Below are 14,679 nucleotides of genomic sequence, written 5' to 3'. Positions count from 1 at the left end.
TCTTTACTCGTCTGTTACCGATCTTCTCCCCCGTCAGAGCATAACGCTATGATCCGCGTTTTTGGTCACCTCAATCCTGATAGCGACAGCATCTGCAGCGCACTCGTTACAGCAGACTGGCTTCAACACCTCGGAAAGCACGCTACCCCCTTCAGGCTTGGCGAGATTACTCCTGAAACGGCGTTTATTCTGCAACAGGCCAACGTGGAAGCCCCTCACCTACTCAAAGAAGACCTAAGTGGAAAACAAGTCTGGCTGGTCGACTTTACGGATTTGGAGCAGGGTCCTCCCTCTTTAGCTTTCAGTAACATTTTGGGCATCATAGACCATCATCGGTTAGGTACGGTCATCACACAAAACCCTCCGGATGTTTGGATACGCGCTGTCGGCAGCTGTGCCACGGTGCTCTGGCAAATCCTGACTCTTGAATATCATCAGCCCATTTCCTCATCGCAGGCCACACTGCTGTTGGGTGCGATATTGAGTGACACCGTGGCGCTCACATCCCCCACCACGACCGCTCACGACAGGGCTGCCGTGCAGGCGTTATCCTGCATAAGCCAACTGAATTATGACGCCTTTGTGAAACAGCTTCTGATCGCTAAAACAGACATCGCGGGGCTGACACCCGATCAACTTCTAATGAAAGACGCCAAGCGCTATCAGATTAACGGCCAGTCGGTGCTACTTTCACAAATCGAAGTAGCATGCATGTCGGCAATTGACACCGCGCTCCCTGATCTGCTTGTGGCGTTAACAAAAGAGTGTCAGCTCGGCAATTTGGACATGGCTATGTTGGCTGTCACGGATATTTTTCAGAAAAACGCAACGTTATATTTCTCAGAAAATAATGCGCTCGATCTCACATGCCTTTCTCTTCCCGGCGTTATAAGTAGGAAAAAGGACATACTCCCGTGGCTGACGGCCGCGCTCTCAACCTCGTCGAGGTAATTTATGCCAATCTATAAACATGCTCTGATATTGCTCAGCGATGAAACAGACGGCCAACTCCTGCTGCAGGAGGTTGCAAAGGGGTTCCACGAACAAGGGACGGCCATCACCCTTGGACACCTCACTTCAGATTATCGGGAGTTAGACATTGCATCTGACTCATTAACCAAGGATCGCCAGTCGGCTGAAATTATTGCGGCCAAGGCCATGCTTAGCCGGCTGGTTGAAGCGGCGAGCTTTCCCGTGGATGTGAAAGAAATCGTAACCATCAGTCGCTTTAAGGATGTCGAGGCCTGCGTCAAAGATTCCGATGTAGATTTGGTGATTATGGGACATAAAAACAGGCTGTTCGGGATGTTCTCCTCCCATTCCATTGAATTCATCAACCACCTGACCGTCGATGTGTTAATTAAGCATATTACTACTCACTGACTTTCGAGGTTTATATGAGCTTTATTATTGACAAAATTGTTGCACGCGAAATTCTGGATTCACGGGGTAACCCAACTATAGAGGTCGATGTCACAACCCAATGTGGCTCTACTGCAAGAGCATCAGTCCCATCAGGAGCCAGTACCGGTTCTCGCGAGGCCATTGAACGCCGCGACGGTGATAAAGCGCGCTTTGGTGGGAAAGGCGTTCTCCACGCAATCGAAAGCGTCAACACTGAAATTTTTGATGAACTTAAAGGGCATGATGTCCGCGACCAGCGCGGCATCGACGACATCATGATCGCCCTCGATGGGACTGAAAATAAAGCGCGTCTGGGGGCAAATGCTATTCTGGGCGTGTCGCTTGCCGTATCGAGGCTCGCGGCTCAGCTATCGCATACGCCTTTGTACCGTTACCTGGGCGGAATTGGGGCAAATCTATTGCCGGTGCCCTGTATGAATATAATCAATGGGGGTGTCCATGCCCGCGGACAAGGGGCTGACTTTCAGGAATACATGATTGCCCCTTGCGGTGCACCGACGTTCAGGGAGGCCGTGCGTTGGGGGAGTGAAGTGTATCAGGCACTTCGCCAGGTTCTTCTTGAGAAGGGATTATCTGCCGGCGTGGGGGATGAAGGAGGTTTTGCCCCGGCTGTTTCTTCAAATCACGAGCCTCTGGAGCTGATTGTTTTGGCCATTGAGAAAGCTGGTTACCGCCCTGGTGAAGACATTGTGATCTGCATGGATCCCGCCTCTAGCGAGTTCTACAGTGATGGTAAATATCATCTGCGCACAGAAAATGCCGAGCTGACCTCACAGGAAATGACAAGCTACTATCAAACGCTGGTGAAAAACTTCCCGATTGCCCTGATTGAAGACGGTCTTGCTGAGGACGACTGGGATGGATGGAAAATTCTGCACGATGTATTAGGAGATCAGGTTGAACTGGTCGGTGATGACCTGTTTGTGACCAACGTGAAATATATCCAGCGCGGGATAGATGAAAATCTTGCCAACGCGGCATTGATTAAACTCAACCAGATTGGTTCCCTGAGTGAAACTTTTGACGCGGTTCAGCTTTGTCATGACAACAACTGGGGTGCCTTTATCTCACACCGCAGCGGTGAGACGGTGGACAGTTTTATCGCCGATATGACAGTAGCCATGCGTGCTGGCCATTTGAAAACAGGGGCGCCGTGCCGGGGCGAGCGTATCGAAAAATACAACCAGCTCATGCGAATTGAGGATGAGCTTGGCGCGTCGGCACAGTTCGCAGGAAAGTCAGCCTTTAAATAACCTCAATGTGTGAGTAACCTCGACGGGCACGCCGGGGTTACTAAGGATATGTAATGAAAGCTCACGTTTTTATTATTTCTATGCTGACCGGCATTGTCGCTACTTACGCTGTTTTATTCCTGGGATACTTTTTCACCGGCAGGGCATTACCCACTGTGGGAGTCTTGATTATTGCACTTGTGGCAGGAGCCTCTGCGCAGCAGATATCAAGGCTGCTATTGTCCAATAGATAGCAGCCAAGATGCATTATATCATCCGATACTGAATACTATTATCGACATTATGAGGCTATAGCAATAAATTCCACTTTTCGCTCATAGCAGACACAGAGCTGTACACATTGTTCTGTGCCACCACTGACGTTGCTAACATCAGTTGGTGTTAATTAATGGGGAGCAGGTCAATTGAGGGACTGCATGAGAGGTTCACTGCTCATGTGAGTTAAAGATATTTATGGCTCATTAATAAAAACAATTTTCATCATTAAGAGACTTAGTCTGGATGTGGCAACCGATGGAAGAAGAGAGGGATTGAGATTCTAACTAACTGATATAGAATATAATTCTCAGGCTCTCCTTATAGGATAAAATTTACCTGCTTGACGGTATTGCATTTAAAAAAACGAGTGTTATTGTAAAAAAAAGCTAGCCCGTCTTTTTTATTACTTTTAAGGCGGTCTCACTTTAGCGTACATATCTTTTCTTCTGAGCTTTACATTTTTTCTGTAATAATCATTTTCCATGATATGAAAATTATTTAAAAATAATTAGGGGATTGAAATGTTAAGAGTATTTAATTATTTATTTTATATGGTGCTGGCGTGCTGGGGTATTTCGGCTTTTGCACAAGATACAACACAAAAACAGGTTGAAGTTTCCAATGGGATAAGCTACGAGCTCATCGCCCGCTGGGATGTTGATCGTTTGAATAAAATATTAACTGTTGATACACCTGCATTTTCAGGTGTTGATGTGAAATACACAAAAGCTAAAAATGCCGTCAAACTCTATCGCGTGATATATCCTTCAATAATTCCAGAACGTGCCAATAAACCTACAATGACCTCAGGTCTGCTTGCCATTCCTGATACCGCAGGTAAATCTTTTCCAATGGTTTCATATCAACATGGGACCGTTTATGGCAAACACCAAGTTCCTTCTTTTCCTGAAGAGTCTCCTGAGACACAATTGATGATAGCGCAATTTGCCTCACAGGGTTATGTCGTTATTGGTGCTGATTATTTTGGCCTGGGAGTCTCCAATGAACCCGAAGGTTATATGGTAAAAGGCAGTCATCAACAAGCAACATACGACATGATTAATTCATCGCGGCAGATCCTGGCGCAAATGGGAGTTTCAAATCCTTCTCTTTTTCTGGCAGGGTGGTCACAAGGTGGTTTTGTCACCATGGCCCTGCTTGAAAAGCTTGAAGCTACAGGGATAAAAGTGCAAGCTACAGCAACGGCCAGCGCTCCTCTTGACGTTTTTGCCCTCATGAATGGATTTCTTACCTTTCCGCGAAAATTTGATGCCGATTGGTTAAATAGTATTGTGATACTCTCGGCTTTTGCTTATGAAAACTACTACGGTATTCCAGGTTTAGCACACTCTGTTATTACCGATGAGTATTATGATGTAGCGAAAAAAGCCTATGACCGTCAACCTTTTAATCCAGCGGAAATTACATCTGATTTACATAAATTAATTCGTCCTGAATATTTCAATCCCCAATATTTTGCAAATTCTGCCTATGGTCGTCTGATTAGTTCTGCGCAGGCCTATCGCTGGGTGATCGCCTCTCCTGTCCACAACTACTACGGAGAAACGGACGAAGCGATAACAATAGGGGTAGGTAAAATGGCAATGACATATGCCCAGTCCATGGGGGAGGGGAATACTTTAGTCGAGGCTATATCTACCGGGAAAACGACGCATAGGGGCACTTTTGCTACTGCTGTGCCACTCTGGAAAAGCTGGTTTGATACTAAACAGTAGATTAACTCCTTTTTTATTCAGCCCATTACCTCTGATACTGTATTGTCAGAGGTAATGAATCGCCACGGGTTTAGCAGACACCTCAGAGTCATTTATGGAGTGCCTCGTTCCGGCAGACATTTTCTGTCCTCACGGTGAGGCCTTTTCGAAGGCCTCAGGGCTGACACCACCAAGATGACTGTGACGTCGGGTTCGGTTGTAGAACACTTCAATGAAATCGGAGATATCCGCCCGGGCCATGTCTCTCTGGTATTATGTATTTTTATGGTGGTTGTTTATTTGCTCAGCTTTATGAAAAAGAAATCGAAAGAATGGACAGCAGGATATAATCATAGGCAACGATTTGCCTTGTAAATCTGACTCTTCTGACTGGGGTTGCGTTTACCAGAAACTGGTTAATATGCAAGCGAAACCCGAATCTCATTGCTGTCAAGACCACCAGAATGAACACCAATGTTTGCAAGAGAAATTTTTTCCACACTTTGAGGCACTTACAAGAAAGGGGAATAGCCGGCACCATGCCTGATACAGGTTTTCGTCAATCTCATGCCATCACCATTTAAGGACTTTGCACCACTGCATTTAAAAACCGTAGCGCAGCCACGCGAACAGCACGTTGCCGTTATTGTAGGTGCCGGGAATGTAGGTGAACTGCACGCTCAGACGGCGATAGCTGGCGGAGAAGAGCGGCAAAATAATCGGCAGTGGCAGGTAGTTGGCGAAGTCAGCACGGGCGGTAATCCCTGCGGTGACGCCAAGGCCAAGGCGAAAATCGCGGCGGCTATCAATATACCAGCCCTTCTCCCAGCCGTAGCCAATAATCGGTTGCCACTCGTTATGCGAATCCTTAAACATCATGGCGTAAAGCGAACTCCAGTTACCCTCTTCGTTATATCTGGAAACGCCAAAACCTCCTCCCCACGGCATTTCATTATAGTTATCGGTTTTCTCTTTATCGTACATAAAGCGGTTGTGCCAGCTCAGGAAAGGCAGGTACAGATCATAGTTCTGCGGCTCTTTCCAGGTCTGCGAGACATCGTTTTTTAACCAGTTCCACCAGCCGCTGACGCGCTGCTCGCCATATATCTTCATTTCGGCCTGAACCGAAAAGGCGAAAATAAGCAGAATTCCCCAGGCTACCCGCAGACAATGTTGCATAGTTTTATCCTTAAAAAAGTCCCCTAGTGTTCATTCAGTTTGGGAACAAAAAACAGGCTTTGCAAATATCAGCAGACAAATTTTCTGCACCGACTTGGGCTAATTGGAAGTACTGTAATATACAGTGAAGGGTATGCGAGATACTTACAGTATCACGGGGGTTACTGTTGATGGTCCCCCTTTGGAAAATGGTATTTATCATCATTAACTTTCATACATAGCCCATGCTCCCGCATGTCCGCATTTCGCTCAAAGCGGATCGTGCAGCGCGCAGGTCCGCTCTGTGCCAGATATAGTCATTCGCACCCTGAGAGTTACACTTTTAAGTGATTCAGGGTATGCGCTTACTGGTTACGAATATTGTGCCAGAATCATGTGATTTGATGATTGCCGCTTTGCTTTCGAGCCAGTAGGTGCTCCACGTTCGCTAACGAATACTCAGGGCGTGCAGATAAACTGCTGACTATATTTCTTTCGAAGAACGTGGAATGCATACCAATCCCCGATCAAAAGGAGTTGGTGATGACCGCGATAGATCAGTTTGCTGCTCATGTTGGTCTGGACTGGGCGGATAAAAAGCACGATGTCTGCGTTCAGTTTAAAAACGGTGAGCGCATATTCCATGTGATTAAACATACTCCGGAAGCGCTTGATATCTGGCTAAACGAGTTGCACCAGAAAGTCAAAGGTAGGATCGCGATCGCCCTTGAGCTAAAGAAAGGTCCGGTGGTGTATGCTCTTCAGAAATACCCGTTTGTCACTGTCTTTCCTGTGCACGCGTTGTCACTGGCCCGCTATCGGGAGACCTTCTGGCCAAGCGGTGCGAAGGATGATCCGCAGGATGCTGAGTTAGCGTTAGAGCTGATGCTACGCTATCCCCAGAAAGTAAAAGCCATTGAACCCGATAACGCGGATATCCGGTTACTTCAACAGTTAGTTGAGCAGCGTCGACTGCTGGTCGAAGACAAACGCCGCTTTGTGAACCGGCTCATCAACACGCTTAAGCAGTATTATCCTCAGCCCCTGGAATGGTTCTCACATCGGGACAGCTCACTGTTCTGCGAGCTAATAATCCGCTGGCCCAGTCTGCAACAACTAAAACGGGCCCGAAGCGATACTATCCGTCACTTTATGAATGCTAAAGGTGGCTCTGCTGTTGCGTATACAGAGCAGCGGGTTGCAAGCATTGCCAGCGCTATTCCCCTGACTACCGATAAAAGTGTCATCGAGGCGAACGCGCTAATGGCAACAGCACTTGCATCGCAAATCAAACTGGTAGGTGATCTTATAAGAACCTACGACGAACGAATCGAATCCTTATTCGATACGCTTCCGGATGCAGACCTGTTCAAATCACTGCCGGGCATGGGGCCGCGAATGCTTGCAGCATTGGGTGATAACCGCAACCGCTTCAACAGTGCAGAAGAAATACAAAACTACGCTGGCATTGCGCCAGTAACTGAGCGAAGTGGTCAGAAATCCTGGGGGCACTGGCGTTGGCAATGTGCGAAGTTCGTCCGACAGACATTCGTGGAATGGACTGCCAAGACGGTCAACTCATCATACTGGGCCAGACTTTATTACCAGGGCCAGCGGGAAAAAGGGAAATCGCATCAATCAGCTATCCGGGCTCTGACGTTTAAATGGATAAGGATCATTTACCGCTGCTGGAAGACCAAAATCCGGTACGACGAAGCGAAATATTTGCTGGCACTGGAAGCGCGAAAATCACCCTTACTGGCGCCGTAAAAAGCTTGTCGAATGTCTCAGGGCGTGAAGCGGACATTTCAGATACGGCCGCGCGGTGTCACTTAGAGGGGGTTACAGGATTTACCTGTGATCAAGTGCAATAGCAAAGGGGCAAACATTCTTGAGGCTGCGGGGAAGTGCAACCTCAGTGATATGACTGTGGAAAGCGGTTAATTATTTCTTTGCTGCTCGAATCAGGCCGTCAAGCCATTCCTGATGACCATTAAGCATTGGGTTCGGGCGGGTATTTGCCAGATCTTTTGCCGGGACTCCGTTCTGTGTTTCCTGCGTTAGGATACGGACCCTGTGACCGGAAAGATCCTCCAGCAGCCACGCGTGATGAACATCAAGTCGTTGAGCGGTATCTTCTTCACCGGACCATCCGTGCCATGCCAGACGAGCAGGTTTACCTTCAGCAGGTGGAACAAACTCCACAACCTTAGCTTCAACTGGGAAACCAAATGTGCTGAAGTAGAAGCATACCCCATTTTCCAGTTCTGGACCTTTGTTGTCATAAAAGCGCACATCGGCGGAATTTTTATAGTATTCCGGCCATAACAATGGCTGACTCAGGAACGGCCAGACATCATTGACGTTCAGACCTGAGATGATCATTTCATTAGAAACAAAGTTATCGGTAAAACCTGGAACAAAGCCTTCTGGCCAGTTAATCGCGTTCATAAATTTCTCCAATTACGATAGTTAATTGCACTGTGTGCGCCGTTACGGCAGCAACAAGATGACAGTGATTATTGGCGCAATGAAGTTATAAGACGAATTGTTATAACTTATAATCTTAATAAGATAAATTATATCAGGCTCCAGGATGTTGGCTTACTTCTGCGCATAAAGCACGGACCCACTGATGACTTGGGTCACGATGGGTTCGTTCATGCCAGGCCATGCTCTTGGTAAATCCAGGTACTTTCAGGGGCAAAGGGAGAATGATGAGATCTTTGTTAGTCAGGACCATACGGTGAGGTACAACTGCAATCATATCAGTCACTCGCAATATATCAGGTATCACCTGAAAACTATTAACCGACATGCCTACTCTTCGTGTCAGACTGAGCTTAGATAGTGCTTCATCTGTAACACCGGTGAAGTTACCTTCTGAAGACACTAGGATATGTTGCTGTTTGCAAAATTGTTCGAGCGTCATTTCCGAACTTGCTGCCAGAGGATGATGACTTCGTGCTACGCAGACATAATCTTCTTCATAGAGCGCTCTTCCGTGCAGGTCTTCGGGGGTTGTTTGCGGTGTTATCAAAGCCAGATCAACTTCACCCAGAGACAACTGCTGATACATTCGCTCATTGTCCACAGGCCGCACGGCGATTTTAATATACGGTGCACGTTGTTTCAGCTCAGCCATCAACGGAACGACAACTGCCTTAAGTGCATAGTCCGTTGCGACGATGGTATAAGTCAGTTCCGCTGTCATGGGATCAAATTGCCTTGGTTTCAGCAGGATAGCGATATCGGTGAGGATTTGTTTTACCGGCATAGAAAGTTCGTTTGCCCGCAGTGTGGGGACCATACCGTGACTGGTGCGAACAAAGAGTGGATCGCCAAAATAATCACGCAAGCGAATAAGCATGCCACTGACGGCAGGCTGCGTCAGGGAGAGGCGCTGCGCAGCCCGAGTCACGCTTCCCTCATCCAGTAACGCATCAAGGGCCTTAAGAAGGTTAAGGTCGAGGGTTCTGATATCATTTTTCATAATGAAGTAGCCTGACAGATATAAAAATTTTAATTTAGGCTAAATGCTCGGTAAAAGGTTGTCTAGAAGGTTTACGAGTGTTTTCCTTTTGGGTGATCTTTCATTTCTGGATGGTAACCCTTGTACAGATAAGTCCGCTCTTCGCCCGGAGCTGACAAAGAGTTACGACGAGGACAGTTCAGTGCCAAAAGCGGATATCGAGAAAGGTATGGTTCGAACCTGACAGATTGTATTATCCGCCAGGGTTGCATACTTACATGAGTGACTCAAAGACTGAAGCTAATCTCCACAGACTGCGTAATGCGCTCTGCCTCTCCATGGTAAACAGCCTCGATGTTGTTACCATCAGGATCGAGCACAAAAGCCGCGTAGTAACCTGGATGGTAGGTTCTTTCGCCAGGCGCTCCATTGTCTCGCCCACCATGAGAGAGTGCCACATGGTAAAAAGCATCCACCGTTTCACGATTCCTGGCCTGAAAAGCCAGATGATGTCGCCCTGTCAACTCACCTGCAGATGCTGGACTTTTTACTGAAGAAATGACAAGTTCATCTGCCCAGATATAATCGTCGTCTGTATTTATTACAGGGATCTCCAGAACAGACAGTACAGCTGCGTAAAACGCTTTGCTTGTTTCGAAGTTGTTTACTACAAGTTGGATATGGTCGATAAGCCTGCCACGATGTAACCGATAATTTTCCATGGGAAACTTCCTCTGTCAGTCGTATAGACTGGCATTTATCCGTTTTCAAAAATGAACTGACCCTTAATTATACCATTAAACCTGTATTATTCTTTTCACTCTGGACCATATTCGGGTCAGCATTAGCGGACTTCCGCTCATCGCTCAGAGCGGTTCAATCAGTGTGTTGCATCCATCGGTTGAACTCACAGTCCAGTAGCGGACATTCATAGCGAGTTATATGGTGATTCCGAGTGAAGGGCAGATCCCAAAACGGGTGGTTGTATTCGAGGATCTCTTTGGAAATCGCTGGGACTTGTAACAGAACAACTAATTTTCCAAAGCGCCTTAGGGCGCTTCTTTAGCTTCAGTTTAGCTATCCATGATTTAGAGTAAATACGCTCACATTGATTGTCTGAGCCATTCACACTGTGTAAGAGAAAAAAGCAGGCTAGGCGGCGCGTCTTTCACATCATGGATCTCTTTTACGTATTGCAACCCGGCTTTTTGAAGAACTTTCTGCGATGCCATGTGGTTTCCTCTAACTACGGCAGATACCTCAGTCAGCTTTAACTCACCGAATCCATATCTGACAGAGTATTTCGAAAACTCTGTCGCCAGACCTTTTCCCCATGCCTCTGTGGCGAAACGATATCCTAAGTTATTAATTAAGATATCTGCATAACTGCTGATGCTCAGACCTCCAAAACCAATGATCCTTTCAGGGCTATCCTGCAAAGATATTGCCCAGTTTCCAAAACTGTGAGTTTCCCAGTGGTTGATCCAGCGAGCTAAAACAGTTTGTGCATGCTGCATGTCAGGATATGGCCCTGCGGGGTTAAAGGTGTTCGTAGCCGGGTCGCCATAAATTCTGAAAAGGTCATCCAAGTCAGATGTAGTTACGGGGCGAAGATGCAGTCTGGTGAGTTGTAGTTGCAAAACAATTTCCTAAATAATGTGTTCACTAGGTTAGTTATATATCTGTTTTTATAGTTAGGGAAAAGCAGGTTCGCAGCACCTTACCGTCAATTACCAGACAGAGTTGTTGGCAATGATTTCGACGCTAGCTTACAGATCCGAATGTCGCTATGTCCGTTTCTCGCTCAAAGCTTCCTGTCAAAGTGGTCAAGCTCTACCACAGCTCAGAGGTACGATAATTTTCGATATCCAAACTGACCCCTTCTATGCGCTGCGCGCATAAAACTAAAAAGTATGAAGCTTGATTTGTGGCTACGTTGTGGCTACAATAAATTGACTAAATATGGAGGGTAATATGACTGATACCGTTGTTCGTGCAAGAGTATCGCCGGCTTTGAAAGCCGCCGCGATGGTTAACGCAAAAGCGCTTGGTTTAGATCTGTCTACCGTGATCCGCATGGTGGTAAACCGGTTAGCAGTGAACGGTGAGCTGCCGAGAGACCTGCTTCAGCCGAACCAGGAAACCTTACAAGCTATTCGCGACTTAGAAAATAATATCGAGGTGACGCGCGTCGATACGGTTGATGAACTTAAACATGATCTTGGCTGGTAATAATGCTGACTATTGTTTATCAGAGCCGGTTTAAAAAGACGCAAAACGTTATGGAAACAATAAGAAAGCGCAAAAGGTCATCTTAGAAACGATTGCGCTTCTTCAAACAGGTGAGCCTTTACCAGAAAAATATAGAGAGCATCCACTAATTGGAAACTATATAGGCTACCTAGAATGCCATGGAATGCCTGACTTACTCTTGATTTACCAACGTACAGATTCAGAACTAAGACTGTATCGTGTGGGAAGTCATTCTGAATTATTTTAACTTTAAATTAACAAATAGAAATTCTGAATATAATCCAGAAAAACATCAATAAAGTACTCATGACATATAAAGTTATCCTGACTTGCCCCCAGGATTAGATACAGGGGTTTGAGGTCCAATGATACGAAAAACCACGTTTAGAACCGATGGGCTTTGTTGAATAAATAGGATTTAGATAAAAGCGCCTCCCGTCACTAACTTCCTCAGGCAATCCGCACACTTTCTGGCATCCCTGCACGCGTCATTTTGTTCAAGGCACGGATCATGGCCATAGCCTCACCAGCCTGCGCATCGTAGTCACGCAGCGTCAGGTGCCCACCGAACAGTTGTTTAACCCGGTACATCGCCGTTTCGGCCACCGACCGCCGGTTATAAGCCGTGTGCCATTTCCAGTAAGCATTGCTCCCGGTAAGCCTCTGCCTGGCCAGCGCCTGATTTCTGTCCGCATACTCCGCCGCCCAGTAACCCGCCCGAGTTCGCGGCGGGATAAAAGTTAATAGAGTCTATGCTCAAAAAAGTGTTTCTGTACCAATCTTTGGTTCTGGACTTGCAAGAATAAAAGGCCACAAAATTATCGATGAACAAGATTTATTAAAGATAATGCTTTGGACTTTTAGGATAAGCGAGATGCGATTTAAACATCCAGCGAGATTAACAATCATGATACATGAAGGGAAGATAGATAAAGTCAACTTTTTAGAATTAAAAACAGCAAGGAATGGCTTGTAGCTGAATTAATGATGAAGGTCTAAGTGATGGCCTTCATCATTTAGATGAGCTTGAAAATCCATTCAATTGCACCAGGGGTACGAATCCAAGGTTTTATATTATTATTCACGTAATCAATGGCTTCATCTAATTCACCTAACGTAATATATCCACTGTTAGACTTAGGCTGTAAACGGCACTTTGATAACAAACTGGGAATGTGTCTATTTGAATCAATCGCAGCTTTAGCGATCTCTTCGGCCTCCGGGGATGACTGTCTGTAAGCGAGGAGGGCGCGTGTATACTGAAGACACGGGCGCATATCTTCTGAATAATCAGCCAGTATCAAAGCCAGATCATCCACCATTTCCAGTTCAAGGTAATAACTCGTTAGTAAATGACGAATCCCCTGGTTATCATTCGGGTTGAGCTTAAGCATTTCGCGGTAATTAGCCATTGCTGGATAGAAATTACCGGACTCCCACAAAGCTTCAGCCAAAGCTGCTTTTGCTCTCATATATGGGCGCGTTTCAACAAATCCCCAGAAACGGCCTGCGAACTCCTGAAAATCTTTGCCAAGAGCAATGTTGGCTGCATACAAAGCCGTTTCTAGATTTTGGATCTTTGACTCAGGGGGCTCTTCAAATATCTCGTAGTAGAAGGAGTATGCGTCAGCACAGAGCGGGGATTTCTTGATAGCTTTTCTAATGAGTTTAAGCGCAGCTTCCAGGTCATCAGTTTCCCAGGCATCGTACATAAACTCTTGAGCCGTAGCCAGATCCAGCTGTAATTGCTCAGAGCTGACGGCATTTTTATATAAATCGACGCGCTTTTTTGTCGGGAATTTAATCATCTCAGTTATCCTTTTGGGGCTCACCGTAACCCTGCACTTTGCAGCACTGATGGTCGATTCTACCGCTTTGAACTTGTCACAAACAAGCTCGTGTCTGCCAGAACGGGATTGATAGCGCGGAGCTGTTCCTGAATACGCACCTGAGCCTTACGGCTGGGAGATTTCTTGCTTCTCTCCCGTTTGCCTTCGCTTCCCTGCTCTGGATAAAAAGTGACATTACTTAATGGTTCTAACACCTGTCATGCGTGCTCCAGGTGTTATGTTCAATGCGAGTGACTTACGTGTACCCAAAAAACCGCCCGAAAGCGGTTTACGAATGCTGTAATGAAAGCGCCCGGACGGGCATAAAATCATTTTTTACTCGAACTGGTGGAAAAGGCTGGGGTGCGTGGGGGATAAAATTGTCGTGGATTCGAGCGGTAATAGCATAAAAAAAAGGCCGAGCGTCGGCCTAAATAAAGGGGGTAAATCTATTTATTAATAATGGATTACATGGATGTAACGGCCATAATTATATGGCCGTTTTTTTATAAAAAAAGTGCTTTTCCAGCCAATACCACGTATTGGTGATAGCTACTTTTAATTTTATTTTTGTCGTTTTTTTTGAAAGGAAATACTGGATTTTCAGTGAAATTGTCTGCGTGTAATTTTGACAACGAGAGAGTGGAGAGTATGTTGACTCCTGCCTTGATGCCGATTTTGGAGAAATAGAATGCCTGTTGCCCTGCGGTTTCTATAGTTGCTGGCAGGGATGAACATCGAGATTCTTCACACCAGCGTAATGGTAAATGCTAAACTTCGACGGCTATTTGGAGGTCACTATCTTTGTTCACGCGATCGATGATCCTGTGAACAATTTCATAGCTTTTCCCATTGTGAGTTTTTACATCGCCCGCAGCATAAATGCGATTATCAGATGTCTTCACTACTGGAAGTTTCTCGCCATTTTTATCAAAGAAAATCCATTCATAATTATACATATAGCACCATTTTAAGTTGTTTTTTGTTATATGTATTATACCGGATAAAAGAATGTCGTTTCATTTTTTTAGCGATGTTCGAGAATCAGTACTTCGTTCAGTGATTTTGTTCTGGCGGTATAAGAAACTGACTACAATCGACATGGTATGCCCCTGAACCGCAGATGTGCTGGCAGATACCGGCTACATGCTCAACAGCAATGCAAGGTAAACAAGGGGCCGCTTATGCGTAATGCCGATCGTTTAAGGATCAGTTGACCGATCCGGTGGCTCGTGTAAAAAGGGTTCATGCTCATCATGGACCCTTTTTAAATGGAACTTTCACAAGCTCTCGGTATTATCAATCTTACTGCCCCC

Annotated in this window: 13 protein-coding genes and 4 pseudogenes; 8 read left to right on the top strand and 9 right to left on the bottom strand. The window is 46.0% G+C overall.

Annotated features, from left to right (window positions below; genetic code table 11):
* Nucleotides 1-48 precede the first annotated feature (48 nt).
* From AACU55_RS14065 to AACU55_RS14050, 4 genes are all read left to right on the top strand, one after another.
* A complete protein-coding gene (locus tag AACU55_RS14065; RefSeq protein ID WP_134707086.1) occupies nucleotides 49-951 on the top strand; it encodes a manganese-dependent inorganic pyrophosphatase in 903 nt (300 codons plus the stop codon).
* A 3-nt stretch (nucleotides 952-954) separates the two neighbouring features.
* Nucleotides 955-1,383: a universal stress protein gene (locus AACU55_RS14060; RefSeq protein WP_134707085.1), complete on the top strand. Its 429-nt coding sequence runs from the start codon at nucleotides 955-957 to the stop codon at nucleotides 1,381-1,383.
* Nucleotides 1,384-1,397: 14 nt separating this feature from the next.
* Nucleotides 1,398-2,678, top strand: a complete 1,281-nt coding sequence (eno, locus tag AACU55_RS14055) for a phosphopyruvate hydratase (protein ID WP_134707084.1) — start codon at nucleotides 1,398-1,400, stop codon at nucleotides 2,676-2,678.
* 779 nt (nucleotides 2,679-3,457) lie between these two features.
* Entirely contained in the window at nucleotides 3,458-4,672 is a 1,215-nt protein-coding gene (locus tag AACU55_RS14050; RefSeq protein ID WP_134707082.1) for an alpha/beta hydrolase family protein, read from the top strand.
* A gap of 129 nt (nucleotides 4,673-4,801) precedes the next feature.
* Here the strand turns inward: AACU55_RS14050 and AACU55_RS14045 are convergent.
* Nucleotides 4,802-4,918 (bottom strand): annotated as a pseudogene (locus AACU55_RS14045) (IS3 family transposase); the annotation flags it as partial.
* A gap of 336 nt (nucleotides 4,919-5,254) precedes the next feature.
* Nucleotides 5,255-5,830: a lipid IV(A) palmitoyltransferase PagP gene (gene pagP, locus AACU55_RS14040; protein ID WP_134707081.1), complete on the bottom strand. Its 576-nt coding sequence runs from the start codon at nucleotides 5,828-5,830 to the stop codon at nucleotides 5,255-5,257.
* Between the two features lie 522 nt (nucleotides 5,831-6,352).
* Between pagP and AACU55_RS14035 the strand changes: the two genes are divergently transcribed.
* On the top strand, nucleotides 6,353-7,579 hold the full coding sequence (locus AACU55_RS14035; RefSeq protein WP_134707080.1) for an IS110 family transposase: 1,227 nt from the start codon (nucleotides 6,353-6,355) through the stop codon (nucleotides 7,577-7,579).
* 174 nt (nucleotides 7,580-7,753) lie between these two features.
* Here the strand turns inward: AACU55_RS14035 and AACU55_RS14030 are convergent, their stop codons facing one another.
* The 4 genes from AACU55_RS14030 to AACU55_RS14015 all read right to left on the bottom strand — a co-directional run bounded on the left by AACU55_RS14030 (nucleotide 7,754) and on the right by AACU55_RS14015 (nucleotide 10,921).
* On the bottom strand, nucleotides 7,754-8,260 hold the full coding sequence (locus tag AACU55_RS14030) for an SRPBCC domain-containing protein (protein WP_134707079.1): 507 nt from the start codon (nucleotides 8,258-8,260) through the stop codon (nucleotides 7,754-7,756).
* Nucleotides 8,261-8,393: 133 nt separating this feature from the next.
* Nucleotides 8,394-9,302 (bottom strand): LysR family transcriptional regulator, encoded by a 909-nt coding sequence (locus AACU55_RS14025; RefSeq protein ID WP_134707078.1) that lies wholly within the window; start codon nucleotides 9,300-9,302, stop codon nucleotides 8,394-8,396.
* Between the two features lie 266 nt (nucleotides 9,303-9,568).
* Nucleotides 9,569-10,003, bottom strand: coding sequence for a VOC family protein (locus tag AACU55_RS14020; protein WP_134707077.1), 435 nt, complete (start codon nucleotides 10,001-10,003; stop codon nucleotides 9,569-9,571).
* A gap of 381 nt (nucleotides 10,004-10,384) precedes the next feature.
* Complete coding sequence (locus AACU55_RS14015) at nucleotides 10,385-10,921, bottom strand: GNAT family N-acetyltransferase (RefSeq protein ID WP_134707076.1); 537 nt, start codon at nucleotides 10,919-10,921, stop codon at nucleotides 10,385-10,387.
* Nucleotides 10,922-11,255: 334 nt separating this feature from the next.
* On the opposite strand from AACU55_RS14015, the gene AACU55_RS14010 reads away from it, so the two are divergent.
* Together AACU55_RS14010 and AACU55_RS14005 are read left to right on the top strand one after the other, a co-directional pair.
* A complete protein-coding gene (locus AACU55_RS14010; RefSeq protein ID WP_167686178.1) occupies nucleotides 11,256-11,513 on the top strand; it encodes a type II toxin-antitoxin system RelB/DinJ family antitoxin in 258 nt (85 codons plus the stop codon).
* A gap of 2 nt (nucleotides 11,514-11,515) precedes the next feature.
* Nucleotides 11,516-11,781: pseudogene (locus tag AACU55_RS14005) on the top strand (type II toxin-antitoxin system RelE/ParE family toxin).
* 203 nt (nucleotides 11,782-11,984) lie between these two features.
* Here AACU55_RS14005 and AACU55_RS14000 read toward each other — a convergent pair.
* Nucleotides 11,985-12,269 (bottom strand): annotated as a pseudogene (locus AACU55_RS14000) (transposase); the annotation flags it as partial.
* On the opposite strand from AACU55_RS14000, the gene AACU55_RS13995 reads away from it, so the two are divergent.
* Nucleotides 12,268-12,510: a macro domain-containing protein gene (locus AACU55_RS13995; protein ID WP_256369603.1), complete on the top strand. Its 243-nt coding sequence runs from the start codon at nucleotides 12,268-12,270 to the stop codon at nucleotides 12,508-12,510. The pseudogene AACU55_RS14000 and the gene AACU55_RS13995 overlap by 2 nt on opposite strands.
* A 40-nt stretch (nucleotides 12,511-12,550) precedes the next feature.
* Here the strand turns inward: AACU55_RS13995 and AACU55_RS13990 are convergent, their stop codons facing one another.
* Entirely contained in the window at nucleotides 12,551-13,342 is a 792-nt protein-coding gene (locus tag AACU55_RS13990) for a tetratricopeptide repeat protein (protein WP_134707075.1), read from the bottom strand.
* Nucleotides 13,343-13,401: 59 nt separating this feature from the next.
* A pseudogene (locus AACU55_RS13985) lies at nucleotides 13,402-13,542 on the bottom strand (ISNCY family transposase); the annotation flags it as partial.
* Nucleotides 13,543-14,679 lie beyond the last annotated feature (1,137 nt).

Origin of the sequence: Rahnella sp. CJA17(1/100) (assembly GCF_963881615.1) — a bacterium.
GTDB classification, from domain to species: domain Bacteria; phylum Pseudomonadota; class Gammaproteobacteria; order Enterobacterales; family Enterobacteriaceae; genus Rahnella; species Rahnella aceris.
This window is presented reverse-complemented; position numbering and strand designations above follow the sequence as displayed.